Annotated in this window: 16 protein-coding genes; 11 read left to right on the top strand and 5 right to left on the bottom strand. The window is 48.7% G+C overall.

Features of this window, described 5'->3' with window-relative positions:
* Positions 1–20 precede the first annotated feature (20 nt).
* Positions 21–2,435: an FtsX-like permease family protein gene (locus F4Y39_01785; protein ID MYC12437.1), complete on the top strand. Its 2,415-nt coding sequence runs from the start codon at positions 21–23 to the stop codon at positions 2,433–2,435.
* An 18-nt stretch (positions 2,436–2,453) separates the two neighbouring features.
* Complete coding sequence (locus F4Y39_01780) at positions 2,454–4,841, top strand: FtsX-like permease family protein (GenBank protein ID MYC12436.1); 2,388 nt, start codon at positions 2,454–2,456, stop codon at positions 4,839–4,841.
* A gap of 4 nt (positions 4,842–4,845) precedes the next feature.
* On the opposite strand, the gene F4Y39_01775 is transcribed toward F4Y39_01780, so the two are convergent.
* Both F4Y39_01775 and F4Y39_01770 read right to left on the bottom strand, forming a co-directional pair.
* Entirely contained in the window at positions 4,846–5,208 is a 363-nt protein-coding gene (locus F4Y39_01775) for a type II toxin-antitoxin system PemK/MazF family toxin (protein MYC12435.1), read from the bottom strand.
* Positions 5,187–5,399, bottom strand: coding sequence for a hypothetical protein (locus F4Y39_01770; protein ID MYC12434.1), 213 nt, complete (start codon positions 5,397–5,399; stop codon positions 5,187–5,189). Before F4Y39_01770 ends, F4Y39_01775 begins: the two co-directional genes overlap by 22 nt.
* A gap of 142 nt (positions 5,400–5,541) precedes the next feature.
* On the opposite strand from F4Y39_01770, the gene F4Y39_01765 reads away from it, so the two are divergent.
* The 6 genes from F4Y39_01765 to F4Y39_01740 all read left to right on the top strand — a co-directional run bounded on the left by F4Y39_01765 (position 5,542) and on the right by F4Y39_01740 (position 13,204).
* On the top strand, positions 5,542–7,971 hold the full coding sequence (locus tag F4Y39_01765) for an FtsX-like permease family protein (protein ID MYC12433.1): 2,430 nt from the start codon (positions 5,542–5,544) through the stop codon (positions 7,969–7,971).
* A gap of 9 nt (positions 7,972–7,980) precedes the next feature.
* Complete coding sequence (locus F4Y39_01760) at positions 7,981–9,840, top strand: ABC transporter ATP-binding protein (protein ID MYC12432.1); 1,860 nt, start codon at positions 7,981–7,983, stop codon at positions 9,838–9,840.
* Positions 9,837–11,657, top strand: coding sequence for an ABC transporter ATP-binding protein (locus tag F4Y39_01755; protein ID MYC12431.1), 1,821 nt, complete (start codon positions 9,837–9,839; stop codon positions 11,655–11,657). Before F4Y39_01760 ends, F4Y39_01755 begins: the two co-directional genes overlap by 4 nt.
* A 256-nt stretch (positions 11,658–11,913) precedes the next feature.
* Complete coding sequence (locus F4Y39_01750; GenBank protein MYC12430.1) at positions 11,914–12,177, top strand: hypothetical protein; 264 nt, start codon at positions 11,914–11,916, stop codon at positions 12,175–12,177.
* 186 nt (positions 12,178–12,363) lie between these two features.
* Complete coding sequence (locus F4Y39_01745; protein ID MYC12429.1) at positions 12,364–12,756, top strand: hypothetical protein; 393 nt, start codon at positions 12,364–12,366, stop codon at positions 12,754–12,756.
* 34 nt (positions 12,757–12,790) lie between these two features.
* Entirely contained in the window at positions 12,791–13,204 is a 414-nt protein-coding gene (locus F4Y39_01740; protein ID MYC12428.1) for a hypothetical protein, read from the top strand.
* A 37-nt stretch (positions 13,205–13,241) separates the two neighbouring features.
* Here F4Y39_01740 and F4Y39_01735 read toward each other — a convergent pair whose 3' ends face one another.
* A complete protein-coding gene (locus F4Y39_01735) occupies positions 13,242–14,324 on the bottom strand; it encodes an endoribonuclease (protein MYC12427.1) in 1,083 nt (360 codons plus the stop codon).
* 37 nt (positions 14,325–14,361) lie between these two features.
* On the bottom strand, positions 14,362–15,195 hold the full coding sequence (locus tag F4Y39_01730) for a metallophosphoesterase family protein (GenBank protein ID MYC12426.1): 834 nt from the start codon (positions 15,193–15,195) through the stop codon (positions 14,362–14,364).
* 369 nt (positions 15,196–15,564) lie between these two features.
* Here F4Y39_01730 and F4Y39_01725 point away from each other — a divergent pair, with 369 nt between their 5' ends.
* Complete coding sequence (locus F4Y39_01725) at positions 15,565–16,218, top strand: DUF2442 domain-containing protein (protein MYC12425.1); 654 nt, start codon at positions 15,565–15,567, stop codon at positions 16,216–16,218.
* Positions 16,215–16,649, top strand: coding sequence for a type II toxin-antitoxin system VapC family toxin (locus F4Y39_01720; GenBank protein MYC12424.1), 435 nt, complete (start codon positions 16,215–16,217; stop codon positions 16,647–16,649). The genes F4Y39_01725 and F4Y39_01720 overlap by 4 nt, the downstream gene beginning before the upstream one ends.
* 220 nt (positions 16,650–16,869) lie before the next feature.
* Here F4Y39_01720 and F4Y39_01715 read toward each other — a convergent pair whose 3' ends face one another.
* Entirely contained in the window at positions 16,870–17,394 is a 525-nt protein-coding gene (locus tag F4Y39_01715; GenBank protein ID MYC12423.1) for a histidine phosphatase family protein, read from the bottom strand.
* 179 nt (positions 17,395–17,573) lie between these two features.
* Here F4Y39_01715 and F4Y39_01710 point away from each other — a divergent pair, with 179 nt between their 5' ends.
* A complete protein-coding gene (locus tag F4Y39_01710; protein ID MYC12422.1) occupies positions 17,574–18,491 on the top strand; it encodes an alpha/beta hydrolase in 918 nt (305 codons plus the stop codon).
* Positions 18,492–18,495 lie beyond the last annotated feature (4 nt).

Below are 18,495 nucleotides of genomic sequence, written 5' to 3'. Positions count from 1 at the left end.
GGGGCCACTGGAGGTACAAAATGAAAAACCTCAAAATCGCCTGGCGGCGACTCAAACGCGACCGGATTGCCAGTGTGATGAGTGTGTTGAGTCTAACAGTGGGCATTACGTGTGCGTTGATGGTATTTGTCATTGTCGAAGACCGCTATCGCACGCGAGATGAATTCCACGACAACGCAGATCGAATCCAATGGATCTATCGCACCAGTGAAATGGCTCAGACCGAAAGGGAGCGGCAACACGCATCTTTTCGCGCCCATGCCGGGCCGCTGCTCGCGGATGAACTGCGCGAATTGGCAACAGTTTGTCGATACCGGTTAAGCTATCTTACATATCTCTACGGAGACGAACATTTCCGAAGAGATCAGGCAGCGTATGTCGATCCCTCGTTTTTGTCGCTCTTTTCATTCCCCGTGCTTTACGGAAATCCCGAGACCCTGTCACATCCACAAAACATACTCATCTCTCGAACACTCGCAGAAAAACTATCGCGTGACAGAGCAATCGCCGACATAGTAGGGACCTCGTTGACCCTGGTGAGAAACAATGTGCGTGAACATTTTACCATAAGCGGCATCGTCGAAACGCTTTCGCACCGTTCGAGCTTGCAGTTCGATATGCTCATCCCATATCAGCACCTGATTCCGCGTGCAGAGTCTGATCCGCGAGGTGAATTTGAAGCCATGCTCTTCTTACACCTCAAAAAAAATATTACCCCCGATCACATAAAGAACCGATTGCCCTACTTTTCAGACACTTATTTTGCCAAACAGAGTGACAACTATCGCGCCGAAGGGCAATGGACAAAGGAAGCGTCTCCCTTTCATGTCCATCTTCAACCCCTGTCTGCATTGCCCAAATTCGAGATGTCCGGACTTCAAGTCAGGTACATGCCGCAACATTTTCTGGTCTTGCTATCTCTGGTGGGACTTCTCGTACTCATTGTAGGAGCCGTCAATTTTGGCATCGTAACCATTGGCCGACTCATGACGCGTGGCACCGAAGTCGGCATACGCAAAACCCTCGGTGCAACACGCCGCCATATTATTGGGCAGACCATCCTCGAATCGTTAATTCTCTGTTTTATCGCAATGGGACTGGCACTAAGCGCAAACGAACTATTGCTTCCCCATTTTGCATCTCTCTTTCCCTTCTTTCCCCACTATAAGCCTCAGCTTCAGGGGAATATCACAGGATTCCTGTTCATCCTTGTATTGCCCGTCCTATTGGCAATTCTGGCGGGCTTCTACCCATCGTGGCTATTGTCCCGGCTTCAGCCCGTAAATGCCCTCAAAAGTGAGACATTTCCGGGACAGAGAGCACGCCTGAGCCGATTTCTGCTGATTGTTCAATTTGCAGTAGCTGTATTTTTGGTGGCATCCTCCACAATTATGGTGCATCAAATCAATTACTTCACGTCTATGGATAGGGGATTCGACATGCGCCACTTAATGGTCATACAGCCCAAAGTTCCAGGGGACGAAGCAGAAGTCTATTACGAGCGATTTCGCCAAAAGGCAGAGCAACTCCCAGGAGTTGTCGGAATGGCCGCTGTGAATAACATCCCAGTATTGTGGTCGGCAGGCATGCAAAAGCTGACCCATTCAGAAACGATAATATGGCATTACAAAGTGCGTGGCGACTTTCTAAAAACACTCGGCATAGATCTGGTCTCAGGAAAAAATCTGGATCCAAACGGACCGATCAACGAAGTTTTGGTCAACGAACACTTCGCAAAGCGATTTGAATGGACACACGCACCTGGTCAGACATTTCCATTTCAAGTAGGACAAGTTGAGCACCCCCAGGTAGTAGGCGTCGTTCCTGATTTTTATTTTCAAAATATATTGCCCCCTATGGGTCCGCTGGTCATTCACAAAGACCCCGAAACCGCGATTCGGGCTATTCTGGTGCGCCTCCACCCGGACATGGCAACAGAAACCGAAGCCATATTAAAGCAACTCTGGCTCGAGGTCGCGCCAAGTATTACACCGCAGTTCGGCCTTTTGCAGGATGACCTTGTAAATTCCATTCGGGATCCCCGAAAAATGTATCAATCCATCGGCTATACGGCTTCGCTCATGGCGATTATAGTCGCCTGTGTGGGATTGATCGGGCTTGCCATGCACATGCTGTCTCGCCGCACAAAAGAAGTTGGCGTTCGCAAAGTTCTGGGAGCTTCCGCACACGCCCTCTTTGTCTTGCTATCCTTGCCCATAGTCCGTCTTGCTGTCATTGGGTGTATCATTGGAACCTCCATGTCCTTTTTTGCGATGCGTGCGTACTTGCAACGCTTCCCTTTTCAAACACCACTGGAGCCAATGCACTTTGCAGGACCGGCGATTGGCTGTATCGCCCTGGCACTTGTGGCAATTTCATATCACACCACGCGCATTGTGCGAACAGACCCTGTAAAAGAATTGCGAGATGAGTGAAACTGGGGGTTTAAAATCATGATCAAAAATTATCTGACCGTTGCCATCCGCAACATCGCCAGAAACAAAACATTCTCTGCCATCAACATCCTCGGTCTCGCCATCGGCATGGCCTGTTGCATCCTCATCCTGCTCTATGTGCAAGACGAACTGAGCTATGACCAGCACCACGAACACGCAGACCGAATCTATCGGGTTGCCATAGAAGCGAAAGTCGCTGGGGTCCTGAGTCATTATGCAATCACGCCATTGCCAATAGGACCCGCACTTGTCAAAGACTATCCCGAAGTGATAGAGGCTGTGCGGTTTTCCAGAGCTGATCCCAAAACGCTTGTTGGGGATCAACACGGTCATTTCTTTTATGAAAATGGTGTTGTGTTTACCGATCCAAATTTCTTTGAAGTCTTCAATTTCCCACTCAGCAAGGGGGATTCTGAGACAGCATTTTCGGAACCTCATTCTGTTGTGATTACAGAAGCAATAGCACAGAAGTATTTTGGCGAACAGGATCCGGTGGGACAAATCCTGTCGTTCAATGATAAGGCATTTAAGGTGACGGGTGTATTGAAGGACACGGCTCACAACTCTCATTTCCAATTCAATCTTCTTGCATCTCCTATGTCTCGCGATCATCAGTCAAATTGGCTACGACATGATTTTTATACCTATTTGCTGCTTCAGAAAAGAGATTCTGCCCAGGGATTAGAAGCGAAATTGCCCAATTTTATTGAGACACATGCAGGTGAACTGCTCAAAGCCAGTGGCTTTGCCAGGTACTTCTTGCAACCCCTAACTGATATTCATTTGCATTCTCACCTGGGAGGGGAAATGAGCGAAAACAGCGATATTCGGTATGTCTATCTCTTCCTGGTCATTGCTCTTTTCGTCCTCGTGCTCGCCTGTATCAACTTTATGAACCTCTCCACGGCTCGCTCAGCGACCCGGTCAAAAGAGGTTGGCATGCGAAAAGTCGTTGGTGCCAACCGCGCACAGCTAATCCGTCAATTTATGGCCGAATCCATATTGCTGGCATTGGTGGCTCTACTGTTTGCCATTGTTCTGATTGAAGTCTCACTCCCAGCGTTCAACGCCTTTATCCAGCGCGAACTGGTATTGGATTACGCGAGTAATTGGCATGTCGTATTGGCCCTGCTCAGTGTTGCCTTATTTGCAGGGCTGCTCTCTGGGATTTACCCCGCCTTATTCCTCTCGGCTTTTCAGCCAGTAGAGGTCTTAAAAAGCACCCTGAGGCGAGGATTGAAAACCTCCAGTTCCCGCAAAACCCTCGTCGTATTTCAGTTTGTCATTTCGATCATTCTCATCATTGGGACAGTTGTCGTTTACCATCAATCGGATTATATCAGAAACAAGAAACTCGGCTTCCGTAAAGAGCATGTCATTGTCACGCCCTATCCCGGTATGCGGGTAATAGAGCGATATAAATCGCGATTATCGGGGTATGCAAATGTATTGAGCACTTCAACGTCTTCGAATATCCCGGGACGACAATTTCCCACCAGTCTGTTTCGCTCCCCTATTGATGGAGCATCTCAGGATGGTTTAATGATGAACATGATTGTGGTCGATCGCGAATTTATCTCGACTTATGGCCTTGAACTTGTAGAGGGCAGGGGCTTTGCAAAAGATATGATGAATGACGGAGAGGGAGAACTTATCCTGAATGAAGCCGCCATGCAAAAATTTGGATGGACTTCATGTGTGGGTAAGGAAGTAGAAAATATATGGCCACAGGGTGGCAAGATGGAGGTACAGTATAGAGGAGAGGTCGTAGGTGTAGTGAAAGACTTTCACTATCAGTCCCTACATCATAAAATAGAACCTTTGATTATCACCACACTGGAAAGGTGGTCTGAGTATTTTGCTATCCGCATTCGTTCCGATGATGTCGCAGGCACACTCAGTTTTCTGAAGACACAATGGAAGGAAATCGCACCGAATAAACCATTTGACTATTTCTTCCTCGACGACGATTACGACAAACTCTATCGCACAGAAGAACAAATAGGCACGCTCTTTGGCCTCTTCTCCATCCTCGCCATCTTTGTCGCAAGCCTCGGACTGTTCGGACTCGCCTCCTTCACCGCACAACTGCGCATCAAAGAAATCGGCATCCGCAAAGTATTGGGCGCATCCGTTTCTAATCTCGTGCTCATGTTGTCGAAAGAGTTCGCTCTGCTCGTCGGCATTGCCAATCTCATCGCCTGGCCAATTGCCTATTATGCAATGAACAGGTGGCTACAGGATTTCGCCTATCGCATTGACCTGGAAATATGGGCGTTTGTTCTGAGTGGTTTTCTGGCGTTGTTTATCGCCTTGACCACAGTGAGTTATCAAGCGTGGAAAGTCGCTCGCACCAATCCCGTGGATGCCCTGCGATATGAGTGAGCTATCAAAGGTTGCGCCCTGTAAGTTTTCCAAGCTCCTCAAATATTGCGTTCAAAACCTGAGTACTCACATTCCCAATGCGTTCCTGAAGGCGACGTCGGTCAATCGCCCTCAGTTGAAATACGAGTGCCACCGATTCGTGTTGCAACCCATTTTCTGGTGTGGGACGAATGAATGTCGTACCAGCAAAACGGGTTGCTGACCTTACTGTCGTCAGAGGTATCACAAGTACAACAGGTAAGCTATCACCATAGTTGTCATCTTGTAAAACCACGGCGGGACGACGCCCGCGTTGCTCATGGCCATTGGCGGAGGGCAGATCGACCCAATGAATGTCGCCAACATTCACCGCTCTTCTGCCTCCCATTGATCAATCAGTGTCCATGCCTCATCGCTCGCCTTGTCCCACTGGTCTAATTCGGACTTGAGTTCAGGCGTCATATCCACAGGACGAATGAGAATATCTACATAGATGCCATTGGGCAAGGGGGTATTGCTCTGGGGCACAACCACACCGTCTTTGATAATCCCTGGGATTGTCCAACGCTCGGTTTTCATAAAAAATCTCCAACATGCAATGCGAATTTCCTCTTGATTCTCGTGTTTAAATATCGTGAATTTCCAGTGGTTTTGCAATTCTGTATTTACAGGAGGAGTAAAATGTTCAGAGCCAGTGCCGAAATGTCTTAAGGATCTTCTCATGATCAAAAATTATCTGACCGTTGCGATCCGCAATTTGATGCGGCACAAATTGTACACATCCATCAATGTACTGGGCCTCGCCATCGGCCTGGCGTGTGGCATTCTGATCCTGTTGTATATCCAGCAGGAATTTGCAGCAGATCGTTTTCACACCCTGGGCGACCGCATTTACAAAGTAATTCGAGAACAACGCGGCAGCACACGCACAACTTATGGCATCGGTACATCAGGTACACTCGGTCCTGTGCTGAAAGAAACATTTCCCGAAGTAGAAACAACCGTGCGTATCTGGTGGGGGGGCGTATCTGCACAATACGGCGAGCGCAAGGGTCGATACTCCTTTGCACTGACAGATGACAACTTTTTGGACGTATTTGATTTTCCCCTCATAAAAGGCGACTTAGAGACCGCGTTTCGCCTGCCCTACTCTGTGGTCATTACCGACGACATGGCGCAACACTTGTTTGGCGATACAGACCCAATGGGCCAAACAGTTTCAATCGACGACAACAGTTTCCCTGGCGAGTACACAGTTACCGGCATTGTAAAGGAGCCTCATCTCTCGCCAGAACTTTATTTTCAAATACTCTCAACCACAATACCCCCTGTAGAAGAGACGCAACGGGCGTGGACGATGTGGCGGCCTTTGCTATCGTGGCGGCCAGTAAACACCTATGTGCTATTAAAAGCAGGACAAAACGCAGAAACTCTCCAGGCGAAAATGCAGTCGTTGATCAAACAGTATATGGGGGATGAAGTTGCAGCAAAAAACGCCTATCATCTACAGCCCCTACACCGCGTGTACCTGTATGGTAAATCCGATTTTGACCCGGCTGCCGACAGCCCCATACAACAAATTTACATGTTGGCAGCTATTGGACTGATCGTAGTGGTCATTGCGTGCGTGAACTTTACAAATCTGGCGACTGCACGCGCTGTCACCCGCAATCGCGAAGTCGGCGTGCGAAAAGTCGTTGGCGCGCATCGCTCACAACTGATGGTCCAGTTTTTGAGCGAATCTCTACTCTTAACCTCCGCCGCCCTGCTGATTGCCCTTGTACTGGTTGAGTTATTCCTACCCTTATTCAATCAATTTGTGTACAGCGATTTGCACCTCAATGCAGCTACAATAATGGCCTGTGCGCCAGCGGTACTGGCATTCACATTGTTGGTCGGATTGCTGGCGGGATGGTATCCGGCATTTTTCCTCTCCTCTTTTCGCCCGGTCACAGCGTTAAAAAGCAGTGCATCTTCCTCCTCGGGTTCTGCATGGTTGAAGAAAGGACTCGTGATTTTTCAATTCGGCATGTCCATTTTGCTTGTGATCTGCACCCTGATCGTTTATCAGCAACTGCGATTTATAGAAACCAAAGATATGGGTTTCACGCGCGACCACATTGTGAGTTTGCCGATCTTTGCTCACGACCGTGAGCATGAACTCGATCCACAAATGCGCCTTTCGGCACGCCACCAGATGGTCAAACAGGTCTTTCTCGAACATCCCAATATCCTCAGCGCGTCAGCACTGCGATACGACATCTCGGGATACGGCGGACGACCGCGCTTAATCTGGCCCGATGGAGACCGAACAAAAGAACGGACAATTCGCATGAACGAAGTCGATGATTCCTTTTTTGAAATATTTGACATTCCCGTGCTTCGCGGTCGCGCCTTTTCAGCCGATGTTGCCAGCGATACTTCTCAGGCGATTATCTTGAATGAAACAGCCGTACGCCTGCTCGGCTGGGAGGACGACCCGATTGGCAAACAGATCGAGTGGCAGGCATTGATAAATCCAACTCTGACCGTAATTGGCGTTGTGAAAGACTACCACAGTTTGACGCTACGGGAAGAAATCGCACCCATGGGATTCGTGGCCCGCTGGAAACTATTTTCTTCGCTGGCCCTGCGCATCCGACCAGAAAACACCGCGCAAACCCTGTCCTTTCTCGAAACGCAGTGGAAACGCTTTGTGCCAGATGCGCCTTTTGAATATCACTTTTTGGATGAAATCATACGGTGGTACTATTTTGACGAACACCTCACCGGCAAAGTGCTCGGGGTATTTTCACTGCTGGCAATTTTTGTGGCGTGTTTGGGGTTATTCGGACTGGCGGCATTTATGGTTCAATCGCGCACCAAAGAAATCGGCATCCGCAAGGTACTGGGCGCATCCACACCGCATCTGGTCATCCTGCTCTCCCGAGAATTTATATTTCTCGTTCTACTCGCCAATCTCATCGCCTGGCCAATCGCCTACTATCTGATGCGCGACTGGCTCTCTGGATTTGCCTATCAGACAGATCTGAATGTCTTGCCATTTGTTGCAAGCGCGATAATGGCCCTGATCATCGCCTTTGGAACCGTGAGCATGCAAGCCATTCGCGCAGCGCATTCCAATCCCATTGATGCGTTGCGATATGAGTGAGCTACTTCTATGAATATCCCAAATATTCACCACTCTTCAGCTCAACCTAAGCCCATTCCAGTATTCAGGGCAGATCACCTCGGAACCTTCAAACAATTCCTGAATCTGATCTGGTTATTGCGCCTCGTCTTGAAGGTGGCACCAGCTCCGGCTCTCTTATGGGCGTTTACGTCCCTCATTCGCAGCCTCGTACTGCCCATCAACCTGTGGATTACCAAGTATCTGATCGATGCTGTGGTCGATGTGGTTCGATCCAGCGGATCTCTGAACCCGGTATTTACCTATCTAACCTTCCTTCTCGCGGGACTTTTTATTCAGCGATTGGTGGGATGGATAGACCCATGGTTGAGCGGTAAATTCCAACAAGCCGCTGGCAGGGAACTGACCCGCCTCGTCATAGCCAAAGCCCCTCGCCTCTCATTAGAACAATTCGAGCACACGGGCTATTACGACGAACTCACGCGCGCCATGTCTCAAACCGAACAAAAAGGACCTGATATTTTAGACCAGATCATGAGCGTCGTTCGCAACCTCTCCAGCCTGATCGGATATGGTGCTGTCCTCTGGATCATCCACCCATTTATCCTGATGGGCGTAGTAGGACTTACAGGAGTGTCTATCTGGATAGCCATGAAGGGCGGTCAAGATGTCTGGTCTGTCTTGAGCCGCCAAACATTTAAGCGGCGTTTGGCAGATTATTACGGCGCCATAATAGTTGACCGCAATACAGCCAAAGAAGCGCGTCTCTATGATTTGAAACAGTATTTGATCGACAGGTGGACAAAGCTCTATTGGGAATCCAGAAATGAATTGCGCCGTGAGGCCATCCGGGTAGATCTCAAACAATTTGGGACGTATGGCATCAGCGTCCTGGCAAGTATAGGTGCCTTATATTGGATTGCCGTCAGCCCATCTGTAGATGCATCTCCCGGTCTCTATACGATCTTTTTTCAAGCGGTTTCGGGCATACTCGACCCCATGTATTTGATCGTTTTGGCACTTCGCCAACTGGGAGAATCATCGGGTTATGCGTCAGACCTGCGCCATTTTCTCGACCTGCCCGAATACAGTGCCCCATCTGCTGACCCAACAAAAAATACCAGACCATTTCCAAAACCCTTGCGCCATGGCATTGTCGCAAAAAATGTGACCTATACCTACCCCGGAAGCGAAATCCCTGCGCTCCGAAACCTGAATCTCGAAATCAACGCTGGCGAAAAAGTCGCCATTGTCGGCGAAAATGGATCGGGCAAAACCACCTTTGTCCGCCTGTTATTGGGCCTCTATCGCCCCGATTCAGGCGCGATTTTAGCCGACGGTATTGATTATCAAGACATAGAACCCCACCTGCTCTATCATTCGTACTCAGCCGTAATGCAATCTTATGTCCGCTACCATCTTTCCCTCGCCGAAAATATCGCCCTATCCCAGATCCAAACCGAAGAACAGAAGCGCGCTGTACATCGCGCCGCTGTGCAAGTAGGTGCGGATATAACCGCCTCTTTGCCCCAGGGATACGACACACTCATCGGTCCCGAAATGGGTGGTGTCGATCTTTCGGGAGGGCAATGGCAACGCGTGGCACTCGCAAGAGCCTTTTTCCGAAATTCTGAAATACTCGTCCTCGACGAACCCACTGCCGCCCTGGACCCAATGGCTGAACTCGCAATTTTTGAACGCTTTCGGGAACTCGCTACCGGACGCACCGCATTGATGATCGCCCACCGACTCGGCATAGCGCGTTTGGCAGACCGCATCCTCGTCTTTCGCGGAGGAACCGTTGTGGAAGAAGGTACACACGACCAACTATTGCGCGAAGGCGGAGAGTACGCAGAGATGTTTGAATCTCAAGCGAGGTGGTACCGATGAGCCAGGAAAAATCATCCCAACGCACAAACCTGTGGCGTCCTATTGTCGCTATGGTGTTCGAACTCTGGCGCGCACATCCCATTGCTTTTGTCGTCCTAATCGCCACGACAGTAATACCGGGATTTTCTTACAGCGTCTATGTCTTGGCCATGCGGGGGCTGATCAATGCCCTCGTCGAATCCCCCACGCCCGGCGCCTGGGATATCCCGACCTATATGCTTCTCTACATCGCAGCCATTTTGGTTGAAATGACCATGAATATGCTGCGCCCGATTATCATGGTCTATCTCCGCGACCACGCGACACATCACATACAATCGCGCATTTACGAACAAGCTGCCAACGCGCCACTCATCCGATTTGAAGACAGCGCGTTTTACGACTGCCTCCGACGGGCGGACAACAATTTGGGCGACCGCCTCACAGAATTGCTCAATGGTCTGCTCCATCCCCTCTGGCAGTTTTCCATTGCCGCTTCAATTGCTGGCACTTTGTTTGTCGTGCATCCGTGGATCATTCCCATCATGGCACTTGGCATCATCCCCTCTCTTCTCCTGCAATCAAAACGCGCCCACATGGTGTACGATGTGCAAAGAAAACACACCTTGACCGACAGGCTGCGACATTATTACCAGGAATTGCTCACAGATAGACAGGCTGCGGCAGAAGTGCGCCTCTTCGATTTGTCGAGATTTTTGCACAACCGTTGGACGCATTCATGGCGAACGCGCGAAAAGGACGTCTTGAACGTCTATAAACGCGACTCGGGCTATCATGCATTTGGAGGATTTTGGGAATGGCTGAGCTATGCCGGTGTGCTATCTCTAATTATCTATTCCGTTGTTATGGGACAAGCCACAATTGGCGACTTGGCCGTGGTGATCAGTTATGCGACGCGTTTCCAAAATTTTTTACAGGGCACTGTCCAGAGCGTGGGCAATATACTCGAACACTCGGAATTTCTGGGCGATGCGTTCGAGTTCTTCGCGCTTGCGAAAGAGCAAGAAAAAGAGCCAACCGAGAAGATCAGACCGTCCCACATTGAACAGGCATCCAACAAAAGACAGGGACTCGCCATCACAGCCCGGGATATTACGTTCACCTATCCATCGAGAACTGATCCCGTAGTTAAAAATGTGAACTTACAAATTAAAGCCGGAGAAAAAATCGCAATCGTGGGAGAAAATGGAGCCGGCAAAACAACACTGGTAAAGCTACTCATCGGATTATACACTCCCGACGCAGGCGAAATTTACATGGTAGATGGAGATATGGATAAACGCCCACCCGAAGAAGTGCAAAGTCGCGTCGCAGCGGTTTTTCAGGACTATGCAAAATTCGATCTGAAACTCAGAGAAAATATCGGATTCGGACAATTGGACGCCATGTCTGACGACACCAGACTCTATGCTGCAGCACATCGAGCGGACATCCTCGATATTCACTCGGACCTGAGCGATGGATGGGATGGATATCTCGGAAGAAAATTTGGAGACCGCGACCTATCGGGCGGACAGTGGCAAAAAGTAGCACTGGGAAGAGCCTATCTCAAAGATGCGGATCTGGTCGTACTCGATGAACCGACATCGGCATTAGACCCCAAAGCAGAACTCGCTCTGTTTGAGCGATTCGTAGATCTGACAGAGAACCGCACAGCACTCATGATATCTCACCGCCTGGGAGCTGCCCGATTGGCCGACCGCGTCATAGTGATGAAGGATGGTCAAATCATCGAATCCGATTCTCATCGAGAACTGCTGAAACTCAACGGCGAATATGCCAGACTATTTTCTGCCCAGGCACAATGGTACCAATAACTTTTTAAGAGAGTTGCTCATGATAAAAAATTATCTGACCGTTGCCATCCGCCTTGACCACGGTGAATTATCAGGCGTGGAAAGTTGCCCGTACCAATCCCGTGGATGCCCTGCGATATGAATAAGCTACGTCAGGTGTGACTTTATCAACTGATATGGGAAACCGATGGTCTAAGACCAAACACAACTTGCAGCTTGTAAAAAAAAGGCTATATTCACCATAATGACTGCACACTTTCTAAGTGGAGAAAAAGCAATGCCAAAAGTAGAACTGGAATACCTGGGTGATGATCTTGTCATCTCTAAACAAACCGCAGAGCAAGAATTGGGACTCCATCCAGGAGATCGTATTGAAATCAGACCCAAAGCCGATTTTGAACCTGAAGTACAATCCTTCGAAAAATCCAGGCTTCTCACTGAATCTCTCGAAAACCTCCGAGAAGCTTTCAAACCCTCGGATCTGGACGATTGGGAGACTCAAAGAAATCACCTGTGGTCAAAATGGCAACTTCCCACATGATAGTTGATACCGATATTGCAGGTATTTGCCTCTCCCAAGACCTTCCACTGCTCACCCGCAATACCCGACACTATACAAGAGTAGCGGGCCTTCAGATTTTTACGCCAGACAATTTGCCCCTCACCTGAGCATACTAAAAATACACCCGCCGTACGCGAGAAGGCACTTTGTAAAAAGGAGTACCTGATGGCTGACATACTCGATTTCACCAAACCTCATGTATTGAGAAACGAAGAAGAATACGATTGTGCTGTCGCTGAAATCGATACCCTTCTCGATACAGATCCCCAGCCTGGATCAGAAGCGTATGAGCGACTGGAGTTTCTGTCTATACTGGTGCAGGCTTATGAAGACACGCATTTGCCTGCCTACGAACAATCGACACCTCAGGAAGTGGTTGATTTTATGCTGGGGCAGAAGGAACTTTGCCGAGACGATCTGGCAAAGTGGCTGGGTAGTAATCGCCAGACAGCGGAATTTTTTGAAGGAACCCGGTCGCTCTCTATTGAACAAATTGGCGCATTGCGAACGCATCTGGGCATTCCAGCGGATTTACTAATAGAGATTGATGCCGAATGAACTTTTGAAAAGTAGTACACTCTGGAGGCCTGAGATGAATATCTCGACAATCAAGACAAAACCGGCGGTCTTAGACGAGCCTGCACTGGTGGAAGGGCGGCTGATGGAGGTGAACTGGACTTGCGGGACAGCGGAGTTGCACTACATCCCACAACGGATCGTGCCATTGTGTTTCGATCCTGTGCTGAACGACGACATGCGTCGGCTGGCGACACAGTATGTCGAGATCAGAGGCCGTGGTCGCTTCAAAGACAATGACGAATGGGATATTATTTACGTAGAGCAGATAACCAGCACGCGGTCATGGTCAGAGCCATTTGACCTCGAGGCATTTCGCAATGATCCCAATCCGAAGATTTTCGATCCTGATAAAGTAGTCGCCATTGACTTGACAGAAGAAGAGTGGGAGGCTTTCCATCGTGTGATATGTGAAGGACGGAATATCTAATGCTTTCAAATCCTTTGGATAGATGAGTGAGCCACTTCTATTTCAGGTCCTCGTCAATAGACGGGTCCATATCTGGCTTTTCGACATCATCCAGTCCCAAAAAAATAGGGTAGAATGATCGAATAAAATCCCCACGGTTACCATCGGAATCAGCACTGCGATACAACACGAGATTGTAAGTCGCTCCATTGATCGTCACCCGGCGTTTGTCACTGATCTTGCCATGCACACTCTCGAAAAAGACGACTGTAGCCATAGCCATTTCACATTCGGGACTCGACCCGACAAAAAACCCACTCTTCCTCTTAAACAATTTCGCGATAGGTTCGCCCAGAGTATCCATCACCGTATAAATCATCTGCAGAGTGACTATATTGGGATTCGTGGTTCCTTGTGAGTCGTAATTATAGCCACGAAAATTGACACGTTTATTTTTCTCGTCCAAGTAGAACTTGACCCAGGAATGGTATCCCGAAACGTCACCAAAAATCTCGCGTTTATTGTCCTGCCGCAGTTTGTATTTCCCCTCTCCAACAAAGACGTGCTCAAACCCAGAACAGAAGTATATTGACCCGCGATTGGTGTACAGTTCAAACCACAGGCGATGGAGTACCTGACGAAACTGTGCCTCCGACAGATTTTCTCCAAGAGCTTGATTAATGTAGTTTTGGGCGATCTGCATGGGCCGAGTTTGGAGAATATGCGATAGAAAATACTGTTGCTCGGCCTCTTCTTCTTCGGTGGTAAACTCGGGATCTGTAGTGCGGATGGCATAGTTATCCAACAGCTTCATGAAGCTGGCATAAGTTCGGTTGGGATCGAACAACTTACTTTCATTCACCTTATGGAACAAAGGGCGCATAGCCAAATCTATAGTCCGTTCTCCCGATGCCTTCACCTGTTCGTCCAACAGAATGTCAGCCTCTGGATCTTCCCATTCCCCTGTCTTTGTGCGCCGACTCACGGAGAGTTGATTCTCGTCACTATCCCAAATGCGTTGAAAGACATTATCCTTCGTCAAATCAGCAGATCGAGACAGAACTGACTGAGATTCTTGAGACGGCACCTGGGAAGCAATAATGAGAGGTACCAACAATCCGAGAAATATTGAGCGAAGCATGGTTTTCTCCTCAGGGTTATTGTCGATGCCAGGACGGTTATACCTCGGAAACCACACCGGGATACCGATTTTGAATCCACCAATCCGCGTGTGGCATCCCGCTCTCTCGCGTTTTTCTCACCAGCAAATCGATATCTATCAGCACGCGGCGTAACTCGATCCGAAGGCTCCTATTCTCCCAGGCAATAACGCCATATTCTGCCCAGGGAGGATATCCCCTATCGTGTGACTCATCCAACGAACCTCGAAGAACCCGGCGTGTCCGATCCTGTGCGGGAACAGGCGCACCAACACTCCCGGGATTGACGATCGTGCTATCTGCATAATAACGAACCATCTGTGTATGCGTATGTCCCCCAGCCAATACCATCGCGTGATAACCAGACAGCATGCGTTCCATCTCCTCATCTGACGTGTGAGAAGCGATGGCATCTTCATTGGATCGTGGAGAACCGTGATAGCAAAGAAGATTGGTATTCGCATCCAGAGGTATCTCGACCGTTGCCTGGAATGTTCGCATATAGTCGAGATCGTCAGGTGAAAGCTTACGAACATCCCAGAATCGAACTTCATTTCCTCGCCTGGCGTTCTTGCTCTTTCCCATACCAGGACGTGGATCAAGACACCACACGTCCATATTCCCCATAACAACAGAACTATTCAGAGATTTCAAACGAGCAATAACCTCACATGGTTGGGGACCGTCAGAGATGGTATCACCCAGACACACAATGTGATCAATGGATTCTGTTTTGAGATCATTCAAAACAGCTTCTAAAGCCACTGCATTTCCGTGAATATCAGAGATGATGGCGATTCGCATATTCATACCTCCTTGTCGTGAGAGAGCTTCAAAGGAATTTTTGTGCATCACTGGCCTCGAAAACAAAAAAAGCGCGGACAATCTACCATAGGAGATGTATCTCTCCTATAGTAGCTCCCCCGCGCCATTGATTCAGTTGACGCAAAATTGTTGGCTCTGCCAATAGGTTTCTACTGCTTGTTTACACCTATGATATACTATAGAGCGTCATAATGCAAGTCCTTTAGCATATGTCATATGGACTTAACCCATTTTAGTGGATTACTTATCTCTTTCAGATTTAAATATAATTCCTTTTTAGATTAAAAATACGCATTATAAACCCTTGTTTTTTCGCTTAAATTACGGATATTTGTAAACGCGGATCCAGTGATCTCGAATGGACTTCTAAGAAGTTGTACAATATGGAGGCCTGAGATGAATATCTCGACAATTGACATGCCACAGGCTGAGCGTGTGGAAGTAAGCGAGGATACGCTGACGGCAGTACTCTCTGATGGACGAACCATCTCTGTGCCCCTGAAATGGTATCCCAGGCTCGCACACGCCACTGCCAAAGAAAGACGCAACTGGCGATGTGCCGGGGGAGGCATCCAGTGGCCCGACCTGAACGAAAACCTCAGCGTTGAGGCGCTGTTTGCAGGCCGCCCCGCAGAAAAAAAACAGAAGTCCGACAAGACCAGGCCGCCAGTCCTGGATGAGTCTGCACTGGTGGAAGGGCGACTGATGGAAGTGAACTGGGCTTGTGGCACGGCGAAGTTGCACTACATCCCGCAAAAAGTCGTACCATTGCGTTTCGATCCGGCACTGAACGACGACATGCGTCGGCTGGCGACACAGTATGTCGAGATCAGAGGCCGCGGTCGTTTCAACGACAATGACGAATGGGATGTCATTTATGTAGAACAGATAACCAGCACGCGGTCATGGTCAGAGCCGTTTGACCTTGAGGCATTTCGCAACAACCCGGATCCGAAGATTTTTGACCCTGATAAAGTCGTTACCGTTAGTGAACCTTTCGACGTAGATGAGTTCATTCGCATCATCCGCGAAGGCCGAGATGCTGGGTGAAAGGAATCCTAAAATTGGTAATCCTGGACACCAATATCGTTTCATACATCTTCAATAAAGATACCAGAGCACTGTACTACCAGAACCAAATTCGAGGCCGTCGCGTGCTCATCTCATTCCAGACACTGGAAGAGCTTTGGTACGGAGCGTACACAAAAGGTTGGGGGGACAGACGAAAGAACGAACTCGCGCATCATCTCGAACAATACGAGATTATTTGGCCCGGCCCTGAATTGGTGACCACATGTGCCCGCTTGCGTAGCGAACGCAAGTCTGCGGGGCGAGAAATGCGGGAATCAGACGCATGGATCGCTGCAACCGCGATTATGCTGGGCTACCCTCTTGCATCCCACGACCACGACTTCTCCGACATTTCCGACCTGGAACTCATCCAGGCACCAGCACCACAACCAGATCAGTCACAGGAATAACGAATTATGAAACTACATGTCGATCCTGAAGTACAATCATTCGAAAAATCCAAGTTTTTCACTGAATCTCTCGAAAATCTCCGAAAAGCTTTTAAGCCCTCGGATCTGGACGATTGGGAGACTCAAAGAAATCACCTGTGGTCAAAATGGCAACTTCCCACCTGATTGTTGCGACCGACATTATCATCGACTTCTTAAGACACCAGTAGGACTCAAACACTTACTTTTTTAACTTTACAAATTCTGCAAAACCCATCCTCTTTCCAGTCAGCGAAAAGATGACCATTTCATGACACACAACAACAACACGCTGAAAGGTCCGGTATCGTTCCAATACGCGACCAACACGACCACGCACACTGGACATCGGCTCCCAATCTCTCGTCTCTCCTATAGGCCACTCACCTCCCAACTCACGCATTTCTGCCTCTGTTTCTTCGACAAGTGTCATTGAATCGCGCCATCCGCAAATCCATTCGTGCAGATCAAACTCGACTCGAAGTGGAAGATTGAGTATCCGGCTGAGTATAGCAGCCGATTGGAGCGCCCGTGACATTGGGGATGAAATAACAATCTGAGGATCTTCATTTGACAGGAATTTTGAAGCATTCTCAATCTGGCTGATCCCCTTATCGGTCAACGGAATAATATGGGCTGCCCAACCCTCCTCTGCACCTTTGAGATTCCCACCAGCAGCTAAATCCCAAATGGGTTCTCCATGTCGAATAAGATAGAAAGTCGTCATTCCTCAATCTCCATTGATATGTGAAACTGAAAGAATCTCAACAGCATACACCATCGTACCTGTTGACCGTTCACCAGCCTGTTAAACCGCTTATCATCTTTTGCTTCTTAAAACGCGATGGAAGCCTACCTTTTGATTGATCACAACAGAGAAGTATTAACCATCAAAAGGAGGATGTCATGTCAAAATGGAAACACGTCATATTGCAAATCAGTGCAATCTTCATCGCGCTTTTAACACCGATTCCCGCATCTACACAGACAGATAATCCGCAGCCTTTCAAAGTACAAATAACGGGATCCGGACATCCGATGATGTTAATTCCCGGTCTAAGTAGCTCTGGAGACGTTTGGCGCGAAACAGTCAACCGATACCAGAACAGCTTTGAATGCCATGTCTTTACACTCGCGGGATTTGCCGGACAACCCCCCGTGCAAACAGACCACTATCTGCAAACCATGAGAGACGCCCTTATTGCATACATCCAGGAAAACAACCTGAAAAAACCAATCCTTGCAGGACACAGTTTGGGTGGTTTTCTATCTTTGTGGGTTGCTGCAAGCATACCCGAAAGCGTAGGAGCACTTATTATTGTCGATGCCGTGCCCTTTTTACCCGCATTACAAAACCCGGCAGCAACAGTTGAATTTATGCGCGCGCCCGCAGAACAAACACACGCCTGGATACTTTCTCAAACACCTGAACAAAGAGAAAAAGCAACGCCATCTATGCTCAAAATGATGATCACAGATCCCGCAAAAATAGACACGGCTGTCGTATGGAGTCTATCTTCGGACCCAAACACCGTTGCACAAGCAATGTACGAAATATTTTTAACCGACTTGCGAACCGAAATAAAAAAAATACAAACACCTGTTCTGGTATTGGGAGCCTGGGTCTCGGGTCAATCTCAGGGCGCAACGCGAGAAAGCTCACTGGCCGCGTATCAAAAACAGTACGTTCATGTGGAGAATTGCGAAATATGGATGACGGACACGGGCAAACACTTTATTATGTGGGACGACCCAGAGGGTTACTTTGCGACCATTGATTCGTTCCTCTCTCGCAAGACAACTACGCCCCCTGTTCCCAGGTAAGCAC

It is taken from the genome of Gemmatimonadota bacterium (assembly GCA_009838845.1).
In the GTDB taxonomy this organism is placed as follows: domain Bacteria; phylum Latescibacterota; class UBA2968; order UBA2968; family UBA2968; genus VXRD01.
Note: the sequence above shows the minus strand (reverse complement) of the source record. Positions and strands in the feature narration are given on the sequence as shown.

Coding starts and splice junctions, on each gene's coding strand:
- F4Y39_01750 (MYC12430.1), top strand. CDS start 11,914: ATGCCAAAAGTAGAACTGGAATACCTGGGTGATGATCTTGTCATCTCT.
- F4Y39_01715 (MYC12423.1), bottom strand. CDS start 17,394: ATGACGACTTTCTATCTTATTCGACATGGAGAACCCATTTGGGATTTA.
- F4Y39_01780 (MYC12436.1), top strand. CDS start 2,454: ATGATCAAAAATTATCTGACCGTTGCCATCCGCAACATCGCCAGAAAC.
- F4Y39_01770 (MYC12434.1), bottom strand. CDS start 5,399: ATGAAAACCGAGCGTTGGACAATCCCAGGGATTATCAAAGACGGTGTG.
- F4Y39_01740 (MYC12428.1), top strand. CDS start 12,791: ATGAATATCTCGACAATCAAGACAAAACCGGCGGTCTTAGACGAGCCT.
- F4Y39_01730 (MYC12426.1), bottom strand. CDS start 15,195: ATGCACAAAAATTCCTTTGAAGCTCTCTCACGACAAGGAGGTATGAAT.
- F4Y39_01725 (MYC12425.1), top strand. CDS start 15,565: ATGAATATCTCGACAATTGACATGCCACAGGCTGAGCGTGTGGAAGTA.
- F4Y39_01745 (MYC12429.1), top strand. CDS start 12,364: ATGGCTGACATACTCGATTTCACCAAACCTCATGTATTGAGAAACGAA.
- F4Y39_01735 (MYC12427.1), bottom strand. CDS start 14,324: ATGCTTCGCTCAATATTTCTCGGATTGTTGGTACCTCTCATTATTGCT.
- F4Y39_01775 (MYC12435.1), bottom strand. CDS start 5,208: ATGGGAGGCAGAAGAGCGGTGAATGTTGGCGACATTCATTGGGTCGAT.
- F4Y39_01710 (MYC12422.1), top strand. CDS start 17,574: ATGTCAAAATGGAAACACGTCATATTGCAAATCAGTGCAATCTTCATC.
- F4Y39_01760 (MYC12432.1), top strand. CDS start 7,981: ATGAATATCCCAAATATTCACCACTCTTCAGCTCAACCTAAGCCCATT.
- F4Y39_01785 (MYC12437.1), top strand. CDS start 21: ATGAAAAACCTCAAAATCGCCTGGCGGCGACTCAAACGCGACCGGATT.
- F4Y39_01765 (MYC12433.1), top strand. CDS start 5,542: ATGATCAAAAATTATCTGACCGTTGCGATCCGCAATTTGATGCGGCAC.
- F4Y39_01755 (MYC12431.1), top strand. CDS start 9,837: ATGAGCCAGGAAAAATCATCCCAACGCACAAACCTGTGGCGTCCTATT.